The organism is Nonomuraea sp. NPDC047897 (assembly GCF_043204415.1).
Lineage (GTDB): Bacteria > Actinomycetota > Actinomycetes > Streptosporangiales > Streptosporangiaceae > Nonomuraea.
The window spans coordinates 53,947-76,896 of record NZ_JBIDCC010000006.1 but is presented as its reverse complement, the minus strand read 5'-3'; the positions used below and the strand labels follow the sequence as shown (position 1 = coordinate 76,896).

The following is a 22,950-nucleotide window of genomic DNA, read 5'->3' as shown; positions in this document are numbered from 1 at the left end:
CCTCCCAGAAGGAGGCACGGCGGGCGGTGCCGGAGATCTGTCAGGCGTCAGCGGCCGTAGCGGCGCTCGCCACCCGAGCGGAAGCCGTTGCCGCGGCCCTCGGAACGGAAGCCGCCACGTCCGCCCCGGTCCTCGCCACGAGCGCCGCCGGAACGGTAGCCGTCGCGCGGCCGGTCGTCGGAACGGAAACCGCCGCGGTCGCGATCGGCCGAGAACGGGCGGCCTCGGTCGCCGGCGGGACGGGGGCCCCGCTCGTCCGAGCGGAACCCGCCCCGGCTGTCGCCGCGGAACCCGCCGGAGCGCTGGCCGCGCTCGCCGGACCGGAAGCCGCCCCGGTCGTCGGAACGGAAACCACCCCGGTCACCGGAGCGGAACCCGCCCCGGTCACCACCACGGTCAGCACCACGGTCGCCGCGATCGCCGCCACGGTCAGCACCGCGGTCGTCGGAGCGGAAGCCGCCACGGTCAGCGCCGCGGTCGCCGGAGCGGAAGCCGCCACGGGCGCCGGCGTCGTCGCGGCGGAACCCGCCGCGCTCGCCACCCGGACGGCGGTCCTCACCCGCGAAGCCGGGGCCGCGCGAGTCGGCCGAGAACGGCCGCTCGCCGTCCTCGTGCCTGCGGGCGGGGCGGTCGGCGTCGTCGTGGCGGCGCGGACGGCGGTCGCCGTCGAAGTCGCGGCGCGGCCGGCGGCCACGGCGCTCGCCGTGCCCGCCACCGTGGCCGCCGCCGTGCCCCTCGCGGCGGGGCCGCAGCGGCTTGCGCACGTCGGGCTCCCACACGGGGATGGACTCGCCGCTCGGCGTGCGGGCGCCGGTCACCTCGGCGATCCTCGGGTGACCGGGGGTGGCCTTGAGCCGGAACGGGTGGATGCCGGCGCGCCGGGTGAGCTGCTCGGTGGAGCGGCGCTCGTTCGGCAGCACCAGGGTCACCACGGTGCCCTTCTCGCCCGCGCGGGCCGTACGGCCGCCGCGGTGCAGGTAGCTCTTGTGGTCCTGCGGCGGGTCCACGTGCAGCACGAGGCTGATGTTGTCGACGTGGATGCCGCGGGCGGCCACGTCGGTGCACACCAGCACGTTGACGGAGCCCTCGCGGAACTCGGCGAGGATGCGGGTGCGCTGGTTCTGGCGCTTGCCGCCGTGCAGGCCGCCGGCGCGGACGCCGACCCGGGCGAGCTGCTTGCACAGCCGGTCGACCCCGTGCTGGGTGCGGACGAAGATGATCGTCCGGCCCTCGCGGTTGGCGATCTCGGCGGTCACGTCGAACTTGTCGTCGCGCGTCACCTGCATGACGTGGTGCTCCATGGTGTCGACCGGGGAGGTCGCGGGCGCCACGGAGTGCGTGATCGGGTCCTTGAGGAAGCGCCGCACCAGCTTGTCGACGTCGCCGTCGAGCGTGGCCGAGAACAGCAGCCGCTGCCCGTCGGCGGGGGTCTGCCCGAGCAGCTCGGTGACGACGGGGAAGAAGCCGAGGTCGCACATGTGGTCGGCCTCGTCGAGGACGCTGACCTCGACCTCGGCCAGCGAGCACTCACCCTGGCGGATGAGGTCGCCCAGCCGGCCCGGGGTCGCGATGACGACGTCGACGCCGCGGCGCAGGGCCTCGATCTGCTTGCCCATGGACATGCCGCCGACGACGACCTTCATGCGCAGGCCGAGACCGCGGCCGAGCGGCTCCAGCGCGTCGTGCACCTGGAGGGCCAGCTCGCGGGTGGGGACGAGGATCATCGCGCGGGGGCGGCCCGGGGCGGGCCGGACGCCGGCGATGCGCGCCATGGTGGGCAGGCCGAAGGCCAGCGTCTTGCCGGAGCCGGTCTGGCCGCGGCCGAGCACGTCGGCGCCCGTGAGGACGTCGGGGATGGTGGCGGTCTGAATGGGGAAGGGGCTGTCGATGCCCTGCTTGGCCAGCCCCGTGACGAGCGGCTTGGGCAGGCCCAGCAGCTCGAATCCGGACAGGCTCTGCTCGGGGGCGAGCTCCTGCTCGGTGGTGAGGTCGGGCAGGACAGCATCAAGCATGGTCACGAACGTCGTGCCTTTCAGTCGAAGTGGCGCGTCACTTCTGCGAAAGGACGAGCCAGGGCGTACGGCCGCCTCGCCGTACTTCATCGGAATGCGCGGGTGATCGGCACCCGCTGGGGTGGGGACAGGCCCGGTCGGTGCTCACCGACTCTCGTGGGCCGTCTACGCGCACCCGCTTGCCGGCCGCAGGCGGCGAAACGCACATGGGTGCGTCAGGTGCACGTCATGCCAACGCGGGGAAGACACCGTGTATTCCCCGGCTGGCCCGGTCTCCCGGGCCTTGGCACGCTGAGGTGGCCGGCACCTGGGTGCCGACCGCACTGCAAAGATCAGACGTTGAAGCCTAGCATACGTAGCTGCTCGCGACCCTCGTCGGTGATCTTGTCGGGGCCCCACGGCGGGAGCCAGACCCAGTTGATCTTCACATCGGAAACCATACCATCGAGCGCGGAGTGCGCCTGGTCCTCGATGACGTCGGTCAGCGGGCAGGCCGCGCTCGTGAGGGTCATGTCGATGGTCGCCACCGGCTTGCCGCCGTCGGCGGGGTCGAGGTTGAGCCCGTAGATGAGGCCCAGGTCGACGACGTTGATGCCGAGTTCGGGGTCGACGACGTCCTTGAGCGCCTCCATGACCTCCTCGACGGTGGCGTCACCGTCGAATCCGGTCGGCGTCTCCACCGGCTTGCTCATCGGCTGGCACTCCTCACTACAGCGTCCTTGTAGGCCATCCAGGACAGCAGCGCGCACTTGACCCTGGCGGGGAACTTGGCGACCCCGGCGAACGCCACCGCGTCGCCGAGCACCTCCTCGTCGGCCTCCACCTGCCCCCTGCCCTGCATGAGCCGGGTGAACTCGTCCACCACCGACAGCGTCTCCTCGACCGTCGAGCCGGTGGCCAGCTCGTGCAGCACGGAGGCGGCGGCCTGGCTGATGGAGCAGCCCTGGCCGTCGTAGGAGACGTCCTCGATCTTGCCCGCGTCGCCGACCTTGACCCGGAGCGTGATCTCGTCGCCGCACGTGGGGTTCACGTGGTGAACCTCGGCGTCGTACGGCTCACGCAGCCCCCGCCCCTGCGGGTGCTTGTAGTGCTCCAGGATCAGCTCCTGGTACATCGACTCGCCGATCATGGCTATGCGAACACCTTCTGTACGTGATGGAGACCGCGCACCAGGGCGTCGATCTCGCCCGTGGTGTTGTACAGGTAGAACGACGCCCGGGTGGTGGCGGGTATTCCGAACCGCAGGTGCAGCGGGCGGGCGCAGTGGTGGCCGACGCGCACGGCGATGCCGAACTCGTCGTCGAGGAGCTGCCCGACGTCGTGCGGGTGGATCCCCTCCAGCGTGAACGACAGGGTGCCGCCGCGCCGCTCCAGCGAGTCGGGGCCGATCAGCCGCAGGCCGGTCACCTCGCGCAGGGCGTCCAGCGCGTAGGCCGTCAGCTCGCGCTCGTGGGCCTCGACGGCGTCCATGCCGACGCCCTGGAGGTAGTCGACGGCGGCGCCGAGGCCGACGGCCTCGACGATCGGCGGGGTGCCGGCCTCGAACTTGTGCGGGATCGGCGCGTAGGTCGAGTGGTCCATCCAGACCGCCTCGATCATCTCGCCGCCGCCCAGGAACGGGGGCATTGCCTCCAGCAGCTCGCCGCGTCCCCACAGCACGCCGATGCCCGAGGGGCCGAGCATCTTGTGGCCGGTGAAGGCGACGAAGTCGACGCCCAGCTCGGCCACGTTCACCGGGTGGTGCGGGACCGACTGGGAGGCGTCGAGCATCACCAGGGCGCCCACCTCGCGGGCGCGCCGCAGCACGTCGGCGACCGGGTTGACGGTGCCGAGCACGTTGGACTGGTGGGCGATCGACACGATCTTCGTCCGGTCGGTGACGATCCGGTCCAGCTCCGACAGGTCGAGCCGGCCGTCGTCGGTGACGCCGAACCACTTCAGCGTGGCGCCGGTGCGCTGCACGAGCAGCTGCCACGGCACGATGTTGGAGTGGTGTTCCATCTCGGAGATGACGATCTCGTCGCCGGGCCCGAGCGCGAAGCGCGGGTCGGCCGCCTCGGTGGAGCCCCACAGGTGGGGCCCGAAGGCGTGGGCGACGAGGTTGAGCGCCTCGGACGCGTTCTTGGTGAAGATCACCTCATCGCGCGAGGGCGCGCCGACGAAGCCGGCCACCTTGTCACGCGCGCCCTCGTACGCCTCGGTCGACTCCGCGCCGAGCACGTGCATCGCGCGCCCGACGTTGCCGTAGTGCATCGCCAGGTGCTCGCGCACGGTCTCGACGACCGGGGCGGGCTTCTGGGAGGAGTTGCCGGAGTCGAGGTAGACGAGCCTGCGCCCGCCGGGCAGCTCGCGGGAGAGAACCGGGAAGTCCTTCCTGATCCTCTCCACGTCCAAGCTGGTGGAAGTCATGCACTCGCCTTCGTGTACTGCTCGTAGCCCTCGGCCTCGAGCTTGTCGGCCAGCTCCGGCCCGCCCTCCTCGACGATCCTGCCACCGGCGAAGACGTGCACGTGGTCGGGCTTCACGTAGCGCAGGATGCGGGTGTAGTGCGTGATGAGCAGCACGCCCGTCTCGCCCGAGGCGCGGAAGCGGTTGATGCCCTCCGACACCACGCGCAGCGCGTCGACGTCGAGGCCGGAGTCGGTCTCGTCGAGCACCGCGATCTTCGGCTTGAGCAGCTCGAGCTGGAGGATCTCGTGGCGCTTCTTCTCGCCGCCGGAGAAGCCCTCGTTGAGGTTGCGCTGGGCGAAGGAGGCGTCGATGGACAGGGAGTCCATGCCGGCCTTGAGGTCCTTGGCGAACTCGCGCAGCTTCGGCGCCTCACCGCGCACGGAGGTGACGGCCGAGCGCAGGAAGTTGGACACTGAGACGCCCGGCACCTCGACGGGGTACTGCATGGCGAGGAACAGGCCGGCGCGGGCCCGCTCGTCCACCGACAGCTCCAGCAGGTCGACGCCGTCCAGCAGCACCTGGCCGCCGGTGATCGTGTACTTGGGGTGCCCGGCGATGGCGTAGGCGAGGGTGGACTTGCCGGAGCCGTTGGGGCCCATGATGGCGTGGGTCTCGCCGGCCTTCACGGTGAGGTTGACGCCGCGCAGGATTTCCTTGTCCTCGACGGCGACCTGCAGGTCACGGATCTCAAGGGTGGACATGTGCTTATGACTCCTTCGAGAGCGAGACGAGGACGTCATCGCCGTCGATCTTGACTGGGTAGACGTTCACGGGCTTGGTGGCGGGCGGGCCGGTGGGCTTGCCGGTGCGGATGTCGAAGCACGAGCCGTGCAGCCAGCACTCCAGGGTGCCGTCGTAGACCTCTCCCTCGCTGAGCTTGACCTCGGCGTGGGAGCAGACGTCGTGCAGCGCGCGCACCTCCGCGCCGGTGCGCACCAGGGCGACGGGGGTCTCGCCGACCTCGACGCCGATGACGCCGCCGTCGGGGATGTCGCCGAGCCGGCACACCTTCTCGTAGTGGTCGCTCATCGGGCCAGCTCCGCCTCCACCGCGCCCAGCACGCGCTCGCGGATCTCCTCGATCTCGATGCGTTCGATGAGCTGGCCGAGGAAGCCTCGGATGACCAGCCTGCGTGCCTCGTCGAACGGGATGCCACGGGCCTGGAGGTAGAAGATGTGCTCGTCGTCGAGGCGTCCGGACGCCGAGGCGTGGCCGGCGCCGGCGACCTCGCCGGTGAGGATCTCCAGGTTGGGCACCGAGTCGGCGCGGGCGCCGTCGGTGAGGATGAGGTTGCGGTTGAGCTCGTAGGTGTCGGTGCCCTCCGCCTCGACCCGGATGATCACGTCGCCGATCCACACCGCGTGGGCGTCCTGGCCCTGCAGTGCGCCGCGGTAGTCGACGTTGCTGCGGCAGTGCGGCTGGGAGTGGTCCACCAGCAGGCGGTGCTCCAGGTGCTGGCCGGCGTCGACGAAGTAGACGCCGCTCATGTCGGCGTCGCCGCCGGGAGCGGTGTAGGAGACGCTGGGCGACAGCCGCACCAGGTCGCCGCCCAGGGTCACCACGAAGCTGCGGAAGGTGGCGTCCTTGCCGAGCTGGGCGTGGTGGTGGGAGACGTGCACGGCGTCGTCGTCCCACTCCTGCAGGCTGACGACCTTGAGGGTGGCGCCGTCGCCGACGACGAACTCGACGTTGTCGGCGTAGACGGCGCTGCCCTGGTGCTCGATGACGACCACGGCCTCGGCCATCGGCTCGACGTTGATCACGATGTGGCCGTAGGAGGCGCCGTCGGCGCCGCCGCCGCGCAGCTCGATGCCGATGTGGCCGTCGGGCACGGCCTCCTTGGGCACGCTGACGACCAGGGCCTTCTCGAAGGCGTTGTAGGCCTGGGCGCTGATCCGGTCGGCCGGCACGTAGGCCTTGCCGACGCGCGGGTCGTCACGCCCGACCCACTCGGCGGTCACGCCGGCCGGCGTGTAGGCCTGGGTGATGACCTGGCCGCTGACCTGGGCCTTGCCGTTGTGCAGGCCCTTGAGGCGCGAGAGCGGCGTGAAGCGCCACGCCTCCTCGCGTCCGGTCGGCACCTCGAAGTCGGCCAGGTCGTAGGACGCCTTCTCGTGCAGGGTCGACAGGGGCTTCTCGTTCAGGCCCATCAGCCGACGGCTCCTTCCATCTGCAGCTCGATCAGCCGGTTGAGCTCGAGCGCGTACTCCATGGGCAGCTCACGCGCGATCGGCTCGACGAAGCCGCGCACGATCATCGCCATCGCCTCGTCCTCGTCGAGGCCGCGGCTCATGAGGTAGAACAGCTGGTCCTCGCTGACCTTGGAGACCGTGGCCTCGTGCCCCATCGACACGTCGTCCTCGCGGACGTCGACGTAGGGGTAGGTGTCGGAGCGGCTGATCTGGTCGACCAGCAGCGCGTCGCACTTGACGGTGCTGGCGCTGCCGTGGGCGCCCTCCTCGATCTGCACGAGACCGCGGTAGGAGGTGCGGCCGCCACCGCGGGCCACCGACTTGGAGATGACGCTGGAGCTGGTGTTGGGCGCCAGGTGCACCATCTTGGAGCCGGCGTCCTGGTGCTGGCCCTCGCCGGCGAAGGCGACGCTCAGCGTCTCGCCCTTGGCGTGCTCGCCCATGAGGTAGACGGCCGGGTACTTCATCGTGACCTTGGAGCCGATGTTGCCGTCGATCCACTCCATGGTGGCGCCCTCGTAGGCGACGGCGCGCTTGGTCACCAGGTTGTAGACGTTGTTCGACCAGTTCTGGATGGTCGTGTAGCGGCAGCGGGCGTTCTTCTTCACGATGATCTCGACGACCGCGGAGTGCAGCGAGTCGGAGGAGTAGATCGGCGCGGTGCAACCCTCGACGTAGTGGACGTAGCTGTTCTCGTCCACGATGATCAGGGTGCGCTCGAACTGGCCCATGTTCTCGGTGTTGATCCGGAAGTAGGCCTGCAGCGGAATCTCGACCTCGACGTTCGGCGGCACGTAGATGAACGAGCCGCCGGACCACACGCTGGTGTTGAGCGCGGCGAACTTGTTGTCGCCGACGGGGATGACCGAGCCGAAGTACTCCTTGAAGAGCTCCTCGTGCTCCTTCAGGCCCGTGTCGGTGTCGACGAAGATGACGCCCTTCTCCTCAAGGTCCTCACGGATCTTGTGGTAGACGACCTCCGACTCGTACTGGGCGGCGACACCGGCGATGAGGCGCTGCTTCTCCGCCTCGGGGATGCCGAGCTTGTCGTAGGTGTTCTTGATGTCGGCGGGCAGCTCGTCCCAGGACGTGGCCTGCTTCTCCGTCGAGCGCACAAAGTACTTGATGTTGTCGAAGTCGATGCCGGTGAGGTCGGAGCCCCAGGTGGGCAGCGGCTTCTTGTCGAACAGGCGGAGGCCCTTCAGGCGAAGGTCGAGCATCCACTCCGGCTCGCTCTTGAGCGCGGAGATGTTGCGGACGACCTCCTCGGACAGGCCGCGCTTGGCCACCGCCCCGGCGGCATCCGGGTCGGCCCAGCCGAACTTGTAGTTCCCGAGGCCTTCGAGCTCCGGGCGGTCGGTGACAGTCACCTTCCGGTCTCCTTGCTTGTCTCTCTATGTGCGGGATCACCCAGCGTTTGCGGGCTCACGTGCGTGGTGCAGACCCCGTCGCCGTGGGCGATCGTGGCCAGGCGCTGCACCGGCGTGCCGAGCAGTTGCGCGAACGCCTCCGTCTCGGCCTCACACAGCTGCGGGAACTCCGCGGCCGCGTGCGCCACCGGGCAGTGGTGTTGGCAGAGCTGGTCACCGCCGAACTTGGCCTTGCTGGCCGAGGCAGCGTAACCCTCCGCCGACAGCGCCTGCGCCAGCACTTCGACGCGCTGGTCGGCCGGCACCGTCCGCATGACCGGCTCCAGCCGCCGCAGCAGGCCGGAGACCTGGGTGCGGGCGAAGTCGGCCACGGCCTGCTCGCCCATGCGCTCGGCCAGGAAGCGCAGCGCGCTCCCGGCCAGATCGTCATAGGCGTGCTCGAAAGCACTGCGCCCCGCGTCGGTGATGGCGAACAGCTTGGCCGGTCGCCCTCGCCCGCGCTGGCCGCGCGGCCTGACCGTGCGGGGTTCGATCAGCCCGTCGGCCAGCAGCGCGTCCAGGTGCCGGCGGACGGCGGCGGGCGTGAGCCCGAGCCGTTCGCCGAGCGCGGCCGCCGCTACGGGACCGTGCTCGAGGATGAGCCTGGCGACGCGCGCCCTGGTGCTGCGCTCGCTGCCCGGCTCGATCGTGGGCACGTTCTTCATCGGTCGCTCACCACTCCTCGTGCGCCTGGCGGGGGGCTGTGCTTGTGGCGCCCCGCTCGGCTCACTGTCGGGCTGGCTCCCATATTTTTGACAACATCAGTGTGCCGTAATTCCTTCCCGGTGCACAAACGGTTCCGGGGAGCCGCTGAATGCAATTTCTCACGCAGGCAAGGCTTACCTAACCTGCGGTGGAGCGGGTCCGGCCGAGAATCAGGAAGGCCGCGGCGGCCGCGACGACGAGGCCCAGGATGACGGCGGCCATGGGCGTGGCCGTCCCGGAGCCCACCAGGCCGACGAGCGGCGCCGAGCACGCGCCGAGGGCGAACTGCAGCACGCCGAGCAACGCCGAGGCGCTGCCCGCCACCTGGGAGGGCTGCCCGGCCAGGGCGAGCGCGCCGGTGCCCGGCAGCACCAGCCCCTGGCCGCACATCATGACGAACAGCCCGGCGACGACGCCCGCCAGGCCGAGCCCGGCGACCGCGGCGGCCAGCAGCATCGCTCCGCCGAGGAGGGCGAGCGCCAGGCCGGTGCGGATGAGGCGGACGGGCGGCACCCTGCCCGACAGGCGCCCGCCGATCTGCGCCATGACGGTCAGGCCGAGGGCGTTGAGCCCGAAGACGAGGGAGAACTGCTGCGGCGAGGCGTCGTACACCTCCTGAACGACGAACGGCGAGCCGGAGACGTAGGCGAACACCGCAGCGAACGACAACCCCGCGGTGAGGGCGCAGCCCATGAACGGGCGGTCGCGCAGCAGCCGGCCGAACGTGCGGGTGGTGTGCCGCAGCCCGCCGCCCTGCCGCTCGCCGACGGGCAGCGTCTCGCGGACGCCGCCGAGCACGGCCAGCATGAGGACGAGCCCGGCCAGGCTCAGCGCGACGAAGACCCCTCGCCAGGAGGTGACGGCGAGGAGCTGGGCCCCGGCGATCGGGGCGAGGATCGGCGCGAGGCCGCTGACCAGCATGAGCGTGGCGAAGATGCGGGCGATGGCGGCGCCGTCGTACAGGTCGCGCACCACGGCGCGGACGATCACCAGCGCCGCGCCGCCGAACAGGCCCTGGGTCAGCCGCAGCGCGACGAGCACCGGCACCGAGGGCGCGAACGCGCACAGCAGGGACGCCAGCGCGAACCCCGCCACGCCGACGAGCAGCGGCACCCGGCGCCCGCGCACGTCGCTGAGCGGCCCGGCGACGACCTGGCCGGCGGAGACGCCGATGAGGCAGGCGGTCAGCGTGAGCTGGACCTGGGCCGGGGTGCTGAGCAGCTCGCCGGTGATGGCTGGCAGGGCCGGCAGGTACATGTCGATCGCGAGCGGGCCGATGGCCGACAGCGCCCCCAGGATGAACAGCAGCAGCACCCGGCGGCGGCCGGGCCGGCTCTCCTGTCCGACGGATGACGGTGCGGCCTGGGCCACCGGCATGGCGTGGTTCCTCTCCCTCGCAGGCGTGCGGCCCCACGAGGGCCGAGGAATCAAACCCGCCTAAAGTCATCCCCATTCCCCATTACCGGGTTTTTACTGGTTTTCTGTGAGCTGGATGACGGACACGGCCGCTCCCTGCGGGTCCACGAACATCCCGAACGTGCCCGGAGGGGACTCCATCGCGTCGACGAGCACGCTCGCGCCGAGGCGGCGGGCCGCGGCCATGGTGTCGTCGAGCCCGGCGACGGCGAAGTAGACCATCCAGTGGGACGGCGTCTCGGGCGGGTAGTTCGGGGACATCTCCATCATCCCCGCGACGCTCGCGCCGCCCGACACCCACTCGGTGTAGGTGACGCCGTCCATCTCCTGGGCGCGCGGGGTCCAGCCGAAGACGGCCGGGTAGAACCGCTCGGCGGCGGCCACGTCACGGGTGACCAGCTCGTTCCAGCAGAACGAGACCGGCTCGTTGACCAGCTCGGCGCCCCTGTGCCGGCCGGCCTCCCAGACGCAGACGTGGGCGCCGTCCGGCCCCCGGAAGACGGCCATCGCGCCCTCCTCGAAGACCTGCGTGGGCGGCATGACGACGGTGCCGCCGGCGTCCTCGACCCGCTCGGCCGTGGCCGCGGCGTCCTCGGTCGCGACGTAGGTGTTCCAGACCGAGGGCAGGCCCTCGGCGAAGACGGGCCCGACCCCCGCCACGTTGCGCCCCTCGTGGAAGAACTGCCCGTACCCCCCTGCCTCGGGGTCGTCGACCATCTCGGCCGTCCAGCCGAAGACCTCACCGTAGAAGCGGGCGGACGCGTCGACGTCGGTGCTCGACAGATCCACCCAGCACGGAACGCCCGGCTCGTACCCGCTCCGCTGTGACATGGCGACCTCCTGGCGCGTGAACCTCCGTCATCAGACTGTGCCCAGGCACGGCGGCCCGCGGGAAATGCCGGGGCAAACAGGTGTCCATATCCGGCACGGCATCGGGCACGGCATCGGGCACGGCATCGGGCGGGCCGGGCTGGCATCCGGGCCACCCGGAGCAGTCCCTAGACTCGTGGCCATGGACTCCCCAGCCGTCGAGATCATCGGCCTGGTCAAACGCTACGGCGGCACGACAGCCGTCGACGGCCTGTCCCTGCGCGCCGAGCGGGGTGCCGTGACCGCGGTGCTCGGCCCCAACGGCGCGGGCAAGACCTCCACGGTCGAGATCTGCGAGGGGTTCCGCAAGGCCGACGGCGGCACGGTCCGCGTGCTGGGCGAGGCGCCCGACGACCCGGCGCTGCGGCCACGGGTCGGCGTGATGCTGCAGTCGGGCGGCGTGCCGCCGGCGACGCGCTGCGCCGAGTGGCTGCGCCTGGTCTCCCGATTCCACGCCCGCCCGCTCGACTCCACGGCGCTGCTCGTCCGGCTGGGCCTGGCCGAACACGGCCGCACGCCCTACCGGCGCCTGTCGGGGGGCCAGCAGCAGCGGCTGTCGCTGGCCGCCGCCGTCGTCGGCCGGCCGGAGCTGGTCTTCCTCGACGAGCCGACCGCGGGGCTCGACCCGCAGGCCAGGCACGCCTGCTGGGACCTGGTGGCCGAGCTGCGCGGCGCGGGCGTGTCGGTGGTGCTGACCACGCACCACATGGACGAGGCCGAGCGGCTGGCCGACCAGGTGGTGATCATCGACCGGGGCAAGGTGGTCGCGCAGGGCAGCCCTGCCTCGCTGACCGGGGCCGAGCGGCAGCTGCGCTTCCGCGCCCGGCCCGGCCTGGCGCTGGAGGAGCTGCTCAACGCGCTGCCCACCGGCAGCGCGGCCAAGGAGTCGCCCGCCGGCCACTACATCATCGAGGGCCTGGTCGGGCCGGAGCTGCTCGCCACCGTGACGGCGTGGTGCGCCGCCGAGGGCGTCACGGCCGACGACCTGCGCATCGAGCGGCGCACCCTGGAGGACGTCTTTCTGGAGCTGACCGGTAGGGAGCTGCGTTGACCACGCCCACCGACCCCGCCGCCCCGGCCGTCCCGCCGGCGCTCGACTTCACGCCCGCGCCGGGGGCCGCGCCGTTCGGCCGGATGGTGCTCGCCCAGGCCGGCGCGGAGGTGCGCGCGACGCTGCGCAACGGGGAGCAGCTCCTGCTCACGCTCGTCATCCCGGTGCTGCTGCTGGTCGGGTTCTCCGTGGCGCCGCTGATCGACGTGGGCGGGGGCAGCCGGGTGGAGTTCCTGACCCCGGGTGTGCTGGCGCTGGCGGTCATGTCCACGGCGTTCACCGGCCAGGCCATCGCGACCGGGTTCGAACGCCGCTACGGCGTGCTGAAGCGACTCGGCGCGACGCCGCTGTCCCGGGCGGGCCTGCTCCTGGGCAAGACACTCGCGGTCCTGGCGGTCGAGCTGCTCCAGGTCGTGGTCATCGTGGCGGTGGCACTGGCGCTCGGCTGGCGGCCGCAGGGGTCGTTCGCGACGGCGGTCCTGCTGCTCCTGCTCGGCACGGCGGCCTTCAGCGGGCTGGGGCTGCTCATGGCGGGCACCCTGCGGGCCGAGGCGACGCTGGCGGCGGCCAACCTCGTCTACCTGGTGCTGCTGGGGGCGGGCGGGGTGATGTTCCCGCTGTCGAAGTTCCCCGATTCGGTGCGGCCGGTGCTGGAGCTGCTGCCCATCTCAGCGCTCACCGGCGGGCTGCGCGCGGTGCTGACCGGCGGCGCGGCGTTGCCGCTGGGCGCGCTGGCCCTGCTGGCCGCGTGGGCGGTCGTCTCACTCGGCCTGGCCTCGCGCACCTTCCGCTGGGAGTGAACCGCCCGCCGTCCCCGCAGCCGTCCCCGCCGTCCTGACCGCCGTCGTGGTCGCGGTCGTGGCCGCGGTCGTGGCCGCGGTCGTGGCCGCGTAGCGGTGCCGTCCGGCGACGGCGACCGCCGTGAGCGGCAGCGCGGCGGCCGCCGCCACACCGAACAGCAGCCCGTACGCGCCGCCCTCGGCGGCCGGACCCGCTGCCCAGGACGACACCGCGCTGCCGACGAACAGGGCCGCGGCGAAGAAGGCCACGGCCGTGCCGCGTGCCCGCGGGGCGACGGAGGTGGCCCAGGTCTCCAGCGAGGAGTGCATGAACGACCAGCCGCCGCCGAACAGCAGCGCGGCCGCCATGACGGTGGGCAGGCTCACGTGCACGGCGACGACGGCGTACCCCGCGCACATCTGGGCGCCGCCGACCGCGATGAGGACGGGCGCCGGCCACCGGTTGGCCAGCCGCTTGACCAGGCGGGTGAGCAGCCACAGGCCGATCCCGTAGACGGCGGCGGCGAGCCCGGCCACGGCGGCGCCGGCGCCGCCGTGCTGGAGCGCGGGCGCCAGGAACGGCATGACCCCGAGCAGGACCGCGCCCTCGACGAAGGCCAGGGCGAACACCAGCAGCGCCCAGCGGTTCGTCAGCACCGCGCCGAGGTGCGTGCCCAGGCCGCCCCATGGCGCCCCGGGGCGGCTCGGGCACCGTACGCAGCCCCACCGCGCAGGCCAGGGCGGCCGCGGCGGAGACCGCGAAGACCGCGCGCCAGTCGACCAGGTCGGCCAGCACCCCGCCGAGGCCGGTGGCGACGGCGGTGCCGAGCGCGGTCGCGCCCATGAGGTCCGACAGGACGCGCTGCCGGATCGACGGGGCGACCGTGTCGCCGACGTAGGTGAGCGAGGTGGGGATCACCGCGCCGAAGCAGGCACCCGCCACGACGCGCGCGGCCACCAGCGAGCCGAGCGCCGGCATGAGCGCCGAGACCACACCCGCCACCGCGGCGCCGAGCAGGGCGCCGCGCATCACCGGCAGCCGGCCGAACCGGTCGGACAGCACGCCCCACAGCGGCTGGGTCAGCCCGTAGGCGAGGTAGTAGCCGCTGGCGGCCGCCACCGCCGCGGCCAGCGGCACCCGCAGGTCCAGCGCGATCAGCACGAGCATGGGGCCGACGGCGAAGCGGTCGAAGCTGGAGACGAACGAGGCGACGGACAGAGCGAGCGGGGGCCGGGAGAGGGTGACGGCGGGGGCGGTCATGCACTCCATCGTCCGTGCGGGCCGGTTCGTACGCACACCAGCCCCCCTGGATGGCCCCCGCCGTGGGGAAATGTCGGGCCCGTTGACTATCCTCGGACGGTCGCCCCGACGACGTCGAGCCGACACCCTGACCTGGACATCCAGCACCTCGACATCCCGCACCTCGACCTCCTGACCTCGACATCCCGCACCTCAACATCCTGACCTCGATATCGCTGACCTCGATATCGCTGACCTCGCACGAGGAGTGCCGTGACCGCCTTCGCCCTCGACGACCCGTTCGACCGCAGGTCCGGCCTGCCGCGACCGGGCGGCCTGCTGCGGACGGCGGCCGACTCGATCCCGCCGTCCGGCCTGGTGCTGCTGGCGATCGTCTCGGTGCAGCTCGGGGCGGGGTTCGCCAAGGAGTTGTTCTCGGCGCTGCCGCCGAGCGCGGTGGTGTTCCTGCGGATCGCCTCCGGCGCGCTGATCATGGGGGCGGTGGCCCGGCCCCGGCTGAAGGGCATGTCCTGGCGCGACTGGGCGGTGGGGCTGGGCTTCGGCGCGACCCTGGCGCTGATGAATCTGACCTTCTACGAGGCGCTGGCCCGGCTGCCGATGGGGATCGCGGTGGCGATCGAGTTCCTCGGGCCGCTGGGCGTGGCGGTGGCGGCCTCCCGGCGCCGGCTCGACCTGCTGTGGGTCACGCTGGCGGGGCTCGGCATCGCGCTGCTCGCGCCGTGGGGCGAGGCCGAGACGGTCAGCTGGGCGGGCATCGGGTTCGCCTTGGTGGCGGGCGCCTGCTGGGCCGCCTACATCCTGCTGTCGGCCGCCGCCGGCCAGCGGTTCCCCGGCGCGTCCGGGCTGTCGATCGCGATGATCGTGTCGGCGGTGTTCATCGCGCCGGTGGGCATCACCACGGGCGGCGCCGACCTGCTGCAGCCGGAACTGCTGCTGATCGGCCTCGGGGTGGGGCTGCTGTCGTCGGTGATCCCCTACTCGCTGGAGCTGCACGCGCTGCGGCGGATGCCCAAACGGGTGTTCGGCATCCTCATGAGCCTGGAACCCGCGGTGGCGGCGCTGATCGGGGTGCTGCTGCTGGGCGAGCTCCTGCACCTGCAGCAGTGGGCCGCCATCCTGTGCATCGTCGCCGCCAGCCTCGGCGCCACCCGCACGGCCCGCTCCGGCTGACCGGCCGGTCACGGCGGGGGCGGTCAGGCCCCGGCCACGGCGCGGTCAGGGAGAGGCCGGGTGGGCCCAGATGCCGCGGACGTGCTGGATGTGCTGCCCCATGATGTGGCCAACGGCCTCGGCGTCGCCGCGTTCGAGCGCCTCCAGCAGGTCCAGGTGCTCACGGGCCGAGTCGGTCAGGGTGCGGCCCGGCAGCCGCGCCAGGCCGTACAGGCGGGCCCTGGTGCGCAGGTCCTTGACGACGGAGACCAGGTGGGCGTTGCCGGCCAGGGCCAGCAGTTCCAGGTGGAAGCGCAGGTCGGCATCGACGTAGGCGAGCAGGTCGGCGCGTTCGGCGGCGGAGACGATCTCCTCGGCGACGGGCCGCAGCCGCTGGAAGTCGGCGGCGCGCCCGGCGTCGGCCAGCCGGCTGACGGTGGGCACCTCGATCAGCCGCCTGATCTCGGTCAGCTCGTCGAGGTCACGGTCGGACAGCTCGGTGACGCGGAAACCCTTGTTGCGCACCGCCTCGACGAGACCCTCCTTGGCCAGGTCGAGCATGGCCTCGCGCACCGGCGTGGCCGAGACCCCGAACTGCTGGGCCAGCACCGGCGCCGAGTAGACGACGCCGGGCCGCATCTCGCCCGTGATCAGCGCGGCGCGCAACGCCTGCGCCACCTGCTCGCGCAGGCTCTGCCGCTCTCCCACGGCCGGCAGGTCGAGCCCGCGCTCGATGGTCATCCGCTCATCCCTTCGCTGCTTGCCACGCCTCGTAGGCCGTGGCCGCCACCACCAGGTCCTCCCACGCCATCCCCGTGCTCTTGAAGACGCGTGGGCCGGGCCCCGGCACCAGGCGGCCGGCGATCAGCTCGGCGAGGTTTCCGGCGAGATGACCAGTGGGGATCGTACCGTGGCTGATCGGGACGAGGACATCGCCCGCTTCGGCCAGCGCCGCCGACCGGGCCTCCACGACCACGGTGGCGCGGGCGATCAGGGTGCCGTCGAGCTCGCGGGCGTCCGGCTCGTGGGAGCCGACGGCGACGACGGTGGCGCCGTCGCGCGGCAGGTGGCCGGGGAAGAGCGGATCCCTGGCGGTGGTGCAGCAGACGACGAGGTCGGCCCGCGCCACCGCGGCCAGGACGGCGTCCGCCGCGGATCCGGTGTCGCCGCCCACGGCGCCGACACCGGTCCCGACACCGGTCCCGGCGGGAGCCGGGCCGACGGTGGCCGGGCCGACGGTGGCGGCCTCGGCCTTCAGGCCGCCGGCGCGGCAGTGGGCGGCGAGGGCCTCGGCGCGTGCGAGGTCGCGGCCGACGACCGTGACCCGCTCGATCGGGCGTACCTGGCGCAGGGCCTCGACGTGCCCCCACGCCTGCGGTCCCGAGCCGAACACCACGAGGTCGCGGGCGTCCGGCGCGGCCAGGTGGCGGACGGCGAGCGCGGAGACGGCCGGGGTGCGCACGTCGGTGAGCGCGACGCCGTCGAGGGCGGCCAGCGGGGCGAGCGTGTCGCCGTCGAGCAGCAGGTACGTCCCCTGGATGCGGGGCAGGCCGCGGGCGGGGTTGCCGGGGGTCACGGAGACGGCCTTCAGCCCGGCGTACCGGCCGGCGGCGGCCGGCATGAGCAGGAGCTGCCCGGCGGGCAGCTCGACGATCGGACGCCGCGGCGTGTCCTCGGGGTCGAGCCCGCCTCGCAGGGCGTCCTCCAGGAGGTCCACGGCGCGCTCCACGGGCACCAGTCGCCGCAGCGTGGCGGCGTCAAGGTAGGGCAGATCGGTCATGGCTGGATCATCTCCGTGCGAGGTCATCTCAGGGTGAACCCGGTGCCGAGGGGGTCGTCCGGGTCCAGCTCGAAGACGTGCCTGCCGGTGCGGTAGGCCATGCCCTCGATCTCGGGGACGACACCCTGCGGGGTCTCGGCGACCACCCGGGCGCGGAAGACGCTGCCGACGACGCTCTCGTGCACGAGCGGGTCGCGGACGCCCTTGTCGTGCAGCAGGGCGAGCCGTGCGGCCGTGCCGGAGCCGCACGGGGAACGATCGACCTCGCCGTCGGCGAACACGGTGACGTTGCGCTGGCGGACGTGGCCGTCGCCGCCGGGCAGCTCGTCGTAGAAGATCACCCCGTACACGCCGGACAGCCGGTCGTCGCCGGGATGCCGGGTGGCGGGATGCCCGGCCAGCGCCGCCTTGACCCGGCGGGCGGCGGCGACGAGGCCGGTCAGGTCCTCGGGGCGCACGGCCAGGCCGGCCGCGCGGGCGGGCAGGCAGGCGTAGACGGCCCCGCCGTAGGCGAGGTCGACCCGCAGCCCCGCCGCGTCGACGGAGCGGGCGAGGACGAACGACGGGACGCTGACGAAGGTGACCGACCTGATGCGGCCGCCCTCCGTGCGGACCCGGGCGGTGACCCGGCCGGACGGCACGTCGATGCGGACGTCGGTGTCGCCGTCGGGCCGGGCCTCGACCAGGCCCTCGCGTACGGCGTGCACGCCGAGCGCGATCGTGCCGTGGCCGCAGGCGGTGGAGAAGCCGTCCTTGTGCCAGAACAGCGCGCCGAGGTGGGCGCCGGGGTCGTCGGGCGGGACGAGGAAGCAGCCGTACATGTCGGCGTGGCCGCGCGGCTCGTGGCAGAGCAGCCGGCGCACCTTGTCGGCGGGGCTTTCCGGCGTGCTCGCCCGGGCGCGCCGGTCGAGCACGCCGTTCCCGGGCAGGCCGGGAGTCCCGCCGGTGACGATCCTGAACGGCTCGCCGCCCGTGTGGTAGTCGACCGTGGTGATCGCCGGTCCGCCCGTCACAGCTCGAACCCTTCGGGGAAGGGGTCGCGCGGGTCGAGGAAGTACTGGGCGGTGCCGGTCACCCAGGCCCGGCCGGTGATCGAGGGCACCACGGCGGGCCGGCCGCCGACGGTGGCGTCCTCCAGCAGCCTGCCGACGAAGCGGGTGCCGATGAACGACTCGTTGACGAAGTCGCGGCCGAGCGGCAGCTCGCCCCGCGTGTGCAGCTGGGCCATCCGGGCGCTGGTCCCGGTGCCGCACGGCGAACGGTCGAACCAGCCGGGGTGGATGGCCATCGCGTGGCGTGAGTGCCGGCCGTCGGAGCCGGGCGCCGCGAAGTAGACGTGGTGGCAGCCGCGGATGCGGTCGTCCTCGCGGTGCACGGGCTCGGCCGCGGCGTTGATCGCCTCCATGGTGGCCAGGCCGGCGGCGAGGATCTCGTTCTTGGCCTTGCGGTCGAACGGCAGCCCGTAGGCGTCGAGGCCGACGATGGCGTAGAAGTTGCCGCCGTAGGCCAGGTCGTAGCGGATCTCGCCGAACCCGGGCACGGTCACGGTCGCGTCGAGCCGGTCGCAGTAGGACGGCACGTTGCGCAGGGTGACCGACATGGCCATGCCGTCCTGGACGGCCACGTCGACGACCACGAGGCCGGCGGGCACCTCCAGCCGCACGGTGGTGACGGGCTCGACGACCTCGACCATGCCGGTCTCTACCAGCACGGTCGCCACGCCGATGGTGCCGTGGCCGCACATCGGCAGCAGTCCGGACACCTCGATGAACAGCACGCCCCAGTCGGCGTCGGGCCGGGTGGGCGGCTGCAGGATGGCGCCGCTCATGGCGGCGTGCCCGCGCGGCTCGTTCATCAGCAGTCTGCGGATGTGGTCGAGGTGGTCGCGGAAGTGGATGCGCCGCTCGGCCATGCTCGCGCCGGGGATCACGCCGACGCCGCCGGTGATGACGCGGGTGGGCATGCCTTCGGTGTGCGAGTCGACCGCGTGGAAGACGCGCCTGGTCCTCATCGCAGGCCCTCGGCCAGCGCCTTCTCGGTCACGGCGCGCACCGCGGCGGCCTGCTCGCCGGTGAGCGGGCCGCGCGGCGGGCGGCACGGGCCGCCGCGGCGGCCGGCCAGGTCCATGGACAGCTTGATCGCCTGGACGAACTCCGTCTTGGAGTCCCAGCGCAGCAGCGCGTGCAGCTTGCGGTACAGCGGCAGCGCGGTGGCGACGTCGCCCGCGACGGCCGCCCGGTAGAGCTCCACGCTGGAGGCGGGCAGCGCGTTGGGGTAGCCGGCGATCCAGCCGACGGCGCCGGCCATGGCCAGTTCCAGCAGCACGTCGTCGGAGCCGATCAGCAGGTCGAGCTGGGGCGCCAGCTCGGCGATCTCGTAGGCCCGGCGCGGGTCGCCGGTGAACTCCTTCACGGCCACGATGAGGCCCTCGTCGAACAGGCGGGCCAGCAGCGCGGGTGTGAGGTCCACCTTGGTGTCGTACGGGTTGTTGTAGGCCACGATCGGGATGCCGGCCTTGGCCACCTCGCGGTAGTGCTCGACGACGGCCCGCTCGTCGGCCCGGTAGGCGTTGGGCGGCAGCAGCAGCACCGAGCCGCAGCCGGCCTCGCGGGCCTGTTCGGCCCACAGCCGCGACTCGGCGGCGCCGTACGCGCCGACACCGGCCATCACGTTGCGCCCGCCGACGGTCTCGACGGCGGTGCGGACCACGGCGGCCCGCTCGTGGTCGGTGAGGGTCTGGTACTCGCCCAGCGAGCCGTTGGGCACCACGCCGTCGCAGCCGTTGTCGACCAGCCAGCGGCAGTGTCCGGCGTAGCCTTCGAGGTCGACGGACAGGTCGTCGTGCAGGGGCAGCGTGGTGGCCACCATGACGCCCTGCCAGGGCTTGACGCGCTCGATCATGCTGAGTCCTTCCCATCTGTGGTGCTTGTCGGGTCCTGGGTGCCGGCCGGGTCGTGAGTGCCGGTCGGGTCCTGCATGGTGGTCGGGTCCTGGATGGTGGTCGGGTCCTGGGTGCCGGTCGGGTCCTGGATGCTCGTCAGGGCGGCGAGCGCGCCCAGCGTGACCGGTTGGGCGAGAGGGCGGCGCGGCTCGGTGACCGGCGCGCCGGTGAGGCAGGCGACGGCGTGGCCGCAGACGCGGCCCTGGCACCAGCCCATGCCCGCCCGCGACAGCAGCTTCACCGCGCGGGCGTCGGTGGCGCCGAGTTCGCGGGCGTCGCGGACGCGGGCGAGCGGCACCTCCTCGCACCGGCAGACGAGCGTGTCGTCCCGCAGCCACCGCTGCCAGCCGGGCCGGATCGGGTACGCCAGCAGCAGCGCGCGGGCGAAGGCCCGCAGCCGGTGCCTGCGCCGGGCGAGCACGCGGGGGACGGGGCCGTCGGCGGCGCTGATCGTCAGGCCGGCGATGCGGCCCTCCAGCTCGGCCAGTTCTCTGCCGCCCACGCCGGCCGGTTCGCCTGCCGCCCACACGCCGGACACGGAGGTGCGCTGCCGGTCGTCCACGTCGAGCACCGGGCTGCCGTCGAGGTCGGCGCGCGTGCGGCAGCCGAGCTGGACGCCGAGGTCGATCTGCGGCACGAACCCGTAGCCGGTCGCCAGGGTGTCGCAGGCGACGCGGCGGGTGGACAGCACGTTCCAGTCGCGGTCGAGCCGGGCCACGGTGACGGCCTCCAGTTCGCGCTCGCCGTGCGCGGCGACCACGGCCTGCCGGGTCCGGTACGGCACGCGGTGCCTGGCCAGCGCGACCGCGTAGCCGGCGGCCTCCCTCGCCTTGCCGACGGCCGGCAGCGGGTGCCGGGCCAGTCCCAGGCCGCTGCCGGCCTCGTACACGCCGAGGACGTCGGCCCCGGCGCCGGCCAGGCCGGTCGCGACGGGCAGCAGGAACGGCCCGGTGCCGGCCACGACGATCCGGTGGCCGGCGACGACCCCGTTGCCCTTGAGCAGCGCCTGCGCGCCGCCCGCCGTGAGGACTCCGGGCAGGTCCCAGCCGGGGAACGGCAGCGGCCTGTCGTGCGCGCCGGTGGCGAGGAGCAGGCGCCGGCCGTGCACGGTGACGGCGCTCCCGTCGGGTGCGGTGCAGCGCAGGGTGAACCCGCCGCCTCCGGCGGCGCGGGAACCGGCAGCGGGAACGGTTTCGGGCCGGGGCTCGGCGGTCTCGTTCTCCACGGCCCACACCTGATGGCCGAGGAGGAGGTCGGCGCGTTCGGCGAGGGCCCGGCCCTGGCGCAGGAACCGGTCGAACCCCGGCGTGCCCGGATGCGCGCCGGCGGGGTGGCGGAAGTACTGGCCGCCGAGCCGCGCACCCGAGTCGACGAGCACGACGCTCATCCCGGCCAGGGCCGCCGTGAGCGCGCCGGCCACCCCGGCGGGCCCGCCCCCGACGACGGCGAGGTCGTAGGCGCGGGTCATGACGTGGTGACCTCGTCTCCGGGGCGGGCCTGCAGGAGGCAGGCGCGTTCGGGCGGGCGGCCGTTGACGGTGACGAGGCAGTCGAAGCACACCCCGATGCCGCAGAACAGCCCGCGCGGCCGCCCGCCGAAGCGGGTGGCGCGCCAGGAGCGGACGCCGGCGGCGTGCAGGGCGGCGCCGACGGTCTGCCCGGCCGTCACGGGCACCGGCCGGCCGTCGACGGTGATCTCGAAGGCGTCTGTCACGCTGACTCCTTGGCCGGGAACCGGTCGGGGCGGAAGGGATGCAGGTCGAGGTCGGTGCGGGCGCCGGTGAGCGCCTGGGCGATCAGGTGGCCCGTGGCGGGGGCGAGGCCGATGCCGGCGCCCTCGTGTCCGCAGGCGTGCCACAGCCCGGGCGCGCGCGGGTCCTCGCCGATCACCGGCAGGTGGTCGGGGCAGTACGGCCGGAACCCGCAGTAGGAGCGGATGGCGCGCACCTCCCGCAGTGCCGGGAAGAGGGCGACGGCCTGGGCGGCGAGCCGGGACAGCACGGGCAGCGACGTGGTCCGGTCGAAGCCGACGCGTTCCCTGCTGGCCCCGATGAGCACGGTGCCCGCAGGGGTGCCCTCGACGACGGCGGACGTCTCCAGCCCGGCGTTGTCGCTGGCCACGTTGGTGACGTAGGCGGCGGTGTAGACCTTGTGCCGGATGAGCGGCCGGGCGAGCGGCTCGGTGACGAGGATGAAGCCGCGCCGGGGCAGCACGGGCAGGTGCAGCCCGGCGAGCGCGGCCACCTCGCCGGCCCAGGTGCCGGCCGCGTTGACGACCGCGCCGCCGAGGATGTCGCCCCGGGTGGTGCGCACGCCGGTGACCCGGTCGCCGTCTCGGGTGAGGCCGGTCACGGTGACGCCGGTGCGCAGGCTGAGCGCGCCCCGGCCGTAGCTGTCGGCGCCGTGTCTGAGCAGCCGGGCGGCGGCCAGCATGGGCTGCACCTGCGCGTCCTGCGGGTAGTGCACGCCGCCGGCCAGGCCGCCGGCCAGGTGCGGCTCGTAGTCGCGCAGGTCGCCGGCGGCGACGACGGTGTGCTCGACGCCCTGCTTGGCTGCCAGCTCGGCGAGCTGCTCGCGCACCTCGGGGGTCTCGGCGACGACGAGGCCGCCCTTGGGTTCGTGCTCGAATCCGCCCACGCGCTCGGCCAGTGAGCGCCACAGCCCGTTGGACAGCACGGCCAGCTCCAGCTCCGGCCCCGGCTCCTTGTCGGAGACCAGCACGTTGCCCTCGCCGGCGCCGGTGGTGCCGCCCGCGACGGGGCCGCGGTCGACCACGGTCACGTCGAGGCCGGCGCGTGCGGCGTAGTAGGCGCACGCGGCGCCGACGATCCCGGCGCCGATGACGATGACGTCGGACATCCCCACCTCCCGCCAGTAATATGTCACATATCGTACGGCTTGAGAAGGGCGTTCCCGGTGGCCGGACCGGCACCCC

General features: G+C 73.1%; 22 protein-coding genes and 1 pseudogene. 3 read left to right on the top strand and 20 right to left on the bottom strand.

What is annotated here, in order from left to right; all coding sequences use genetic code 11:
• Positions 1-47: 47 nt before the first annotated feature.
• The 11 genes from ACGF0J_RS15250 to ACGF0J_RS15200 all read right to left on the bottom strand — a co-directional run bounded on the left by ACGF0J_RS15250 (position 48) and on the right by ACGF0J_RS15200 (position 11,016).
• Positions 48-2,012 (bottom strand): DEAD/DEAH box helicase, encoded by a 1,965-nt coding sequence (locus ACGF0J_RS15250; RefSeq protein ID WP_393145993.1) that lies wholly within the window; start codon positions 2,010-2,012, stop codon positions 48-50.
• Between the two features lie 332 nt (positions 2,013-2,344).
• Entirely contained in the window at positions 2,345-2,704 is a 360-nt protein-coding gene (locus tag ACGF0J_RS15245; RefSeq protein ID WP_393145991.1) for a metal-sulfur cluster assembly factor, read from the bottom strand.
• Positions 2,701-3,141, bottom strand: a complete 441-nt coding sequence (gene sufU, locus ACGF0J_RS15240) for a Fe-S cluster assembly sulfur transfer protein SufU (RefSeq protein WP_393145989.1) — start codon at positions 3,139-3,141, stop codon at positions 2,701-2,703. Before sufU ends, ACGF0J_RS15245 begins: the two co-directional genes overlap by 4 nt.
• A 2-nt stretch (positions 3,142-3,143) precedes the next feature.
• The gene (locus tag ACGF0J_RS15235; protein WP_393145987.1) at positions 3,144-4,421 is read right to left on the bottom strand and encodes a cysteine desulfurase; all 1,278 of its coding nucleotides are present in this window, start codon (positions 4,419-4,421) and stop codon (positions 3,144-3,146) included.
• Entirely contained in the window at positions 4,418-5,164 is a 747-nt protein-coding gene (gene sufC, locus ACGF0J_RS15230) for a Fe-S cluster assembly ATPase SufC (protein ID WP_393145985.1), read from the bottom strand. Before sufC ends, ACGF0J_RS15235 begins: the two co-directional genes overlap by 4 nt.
• Before the next feature lie 4 nt (positions 5,165-5,168).
• Positions 5,169-5,492, bottom strand: a complete 324-nt coding sequence (locus ACGF0J_RS15225; RefSeq protein ID WP_393145983.1) for a non-heme iron oxygenase ferredoxin subunit — start codon at positions 5,490-5,492, stop codon at positions 5,169-5,171.
• Entirely contained in the window at positions 5,489-6,613 is a 1,125-nt protein-coding gene (gene sufD, locus ACGF0J_RS15220) for a Fe-S cluster assembly protein SufD (RefSeq protein ID WP_393145981.1), read from the bottom strand. The genes ACGF0J_RS15225 and sufD overlap by 4 nt, the downstream gene beginning before the upstream one ends.
• On the bottom strand, positions 6,613-8,025 hold the full coding sequence (gene sufB, locus ACGF0J_RS15215) for a Fe-S cluster assembly protein SufB (protein WP_393145979.1): 1,413 nt from the start codon (positions 8,023-8,025) through the stop codon (positions 6,613-6,615). The genes sufD and sufB overlap by 1 nt, the downstream gene beginning before the upstream one ends.
• On the bottom strand, positions 8,022-8,729 hold the full coding sequence (locus ACGF0J_RS15210) for a helix-turn-helix transcriptional regulator (RefSeq protein ID WP_393145977.1): 708 nt from the start codon (positions 8,727-8,729) through the stop codon (positions 8,022-8,024). Before ACGF0J_RS15210 ends, sufB begins: the two co-directional genes overlap by 4 nt.
• Before the next feature lie 178 nt (positions 8,730-8,907).
• Entirely contained in the window at positions 8,908-10,146 is a 1,239-nt protein-coding gene (locus ACGF0J_RS15205; protein ID WP_393145975.1) for a multidrug effflux MFS transporter, read from the bottom strand.
• Positions 10,147-10,239: 93 nt separating this feature from the next.
• The gene (locus tag ACGF0J_RS15200; protein WP_393145973.1) at positions 10,240-11,016 is read right to left on the bottom strand and encodes a VOC family protein; all 777 of its coding nucleotides are present in this window, start codon (positions 11,014-11,016) and stop codon (positions 10,240-10,242) included.
• 181 nt (positions 11,017-11,197) lie between these two features.
• Here ACGF0J_RS15200 and ACGF0J_RS15195 point away from each other — a divergent pair, with 181 nt between their 5' ends.
• A complete protein-coding gene (locus ACGF0J_RS15195; RefSeq protein ID WP_393145971.1) occupies positions 11,198-12,106 on the top strand; it encodes an ABC transporter ATP-binding protein in 909 nt (302 codons plus the stop codon).
• Between the two features lie 83 nt (positions 12,107-12,189).
• Entirely contained in the window at positions 12,190-12,906 is a 717-nt protein-coding gene (locus ACGF0J_RS15190; RefSeq protein WP_393146601.1) for an ABC transporter permease, read from the top strand.
• Here the strand turns inward: ACGF0J_RS15190 and ACGF0J_RS15185 are convergent.
• Positions 12,868-14,053, bottom strand: a pseudogene (locus ACGF0J_RS15185) (MFS transporter). The gene ACGF0J_RS15190 and the pseudogene ACGF0J_RS15185 overlap by 39 nt on opposite strands.
• A gap of 345 nt (positions 14,054-14,398) precedes the next feature.
• On the opposite strand from ACGF0J_RS15185, the gene ACGF0J_RS15180 reads away from it, so the two are divergent.
• Positions 14,399-15,316, top strand: a complete 918-nt coding sequence (locus ACGF0J_RS15180; RefSeq protein ID WP_393145969.1) for a DMT family transporter — start codon at positions 14,399-14,401, stop codon at positions 15,314-15,316.
• Between the two features lie 45 nt (positions 15,317-15,361).
• On the opposite strand, the gene ACGF0J_RS15175 is transcribed toward ACGF0J_RS15180, so the two are convergent.
• From ACGF0J_RS15175 to ACGF0J_RS15140, 8 genes are read right to left on the bottom strand one after another with little or no spacing between them, the layout of a single operon-like run.
• Positions 15,362-16,036 (bottom strand): GntR family transcriptional regulator, encoded by a 675-nt coding sequence (locus ACGF0J_RS15175; protein WP_393145967.1) that lies wholly within the window; start codon positions 16,034-16,036, stop codon positions 15,362-15,364.
• Between the two features lie 4 nt (positions 16,037-16,040).
• Positions 16,041-17,075: an ornithine cyclodeaminase family protein gene (locus ACGF0J_RS15170; protein WP_393145965.1), complete on the bottom strand. Its 1,035-nt coding sequence runs from the start codon at positions 17,073-17,075 to the stop codon at positions 16,041-16,043.
• A gap of 23 nt (positions 17,076-17,098) precedes the next feature.
• Entirely contained in the window at positions 17,099-18,088 is a 990-nt protein-coding gene (locus ACGF0J_RS15165) for a proline racemase family protein (protein WP_393145963.1), read from the bottom strand.
• Entirely contained in the window at positions 18,085-19,086 is a 1,002-nt protein-coding gene (locus ACGF0J_RS15160) for a proline racemase family protein (protein ID WP_393145961.1), read from the bottom strand. The genes ACGF0J_RS15165 and ACGF0J_RS15160 overlap by 4 nt, the downstream gene beginning before the upstream one ends.
• The gene (locus ACGF0J_RS15155) at positions 19,083-19,976 is read right to left on the bottom strand and encodes a dihydrodipicolinate synthase family protein (protein WP_393145959.1); all 894 of its coding nucleotides are present in this window, start codon (positions 19,974-19,976) and stop codon (positions 19,083-19,085) included. The genes ACGF0J_RS15160 and ACGF0J_RS15155 overlap by 4 nt, the downstream gene beginning before the upstream one ends.
• The gene (locus ACGF0J_RS15150; RefSeq protein WP_393145957.1) at positions 19,973-21,484 is read right to left on the bottom strand and encodes an NAD(P)/FAD-dependent oxidoreductase; all 1,512 of its coding nucleotides are present in this window, start codon (positions 21,482-21,484) and stop codon (positions 19,973-19,975) included. The genes ACGF0J_RS15155 and ACGF0J_RS15150 overlap by 4 nt, the downstream gene beginning before the upstream one ends.
• Complete coding sequence (locus tag ACGF0J_RS15145) at positions 21,481-21,729, bottom strand: (2Fe-2S)-binding protein (RefSeq protein WP_393145954.1); 249 nt, start codon at positions 21,727-21,729, stop codon at positions 21,481-21,483. Before ACGF0J_RS15145 ends, ACGF0J_RS15150 begins: the two co-directional genes overlap by 4 nt.
• Positions 21,726-22,874: an NAD(P)/FAD-dependent oxidoreductase gene (locus ACGF0J_RS15140; protein WP_393145952.1), complete on the bottom strand. Its 1,149-nt coding sequence runs from the start codon at positions 22,872-22,874 to the stop codon at positions 21,726-21,728. Before ACGF0J_RS15140 ends, ACGF0J_RS15145 begins: the two co-directional genes overlap by 4 nt.
• Positions 22,875-22,950: the final 76 nt, after the last annotated feature.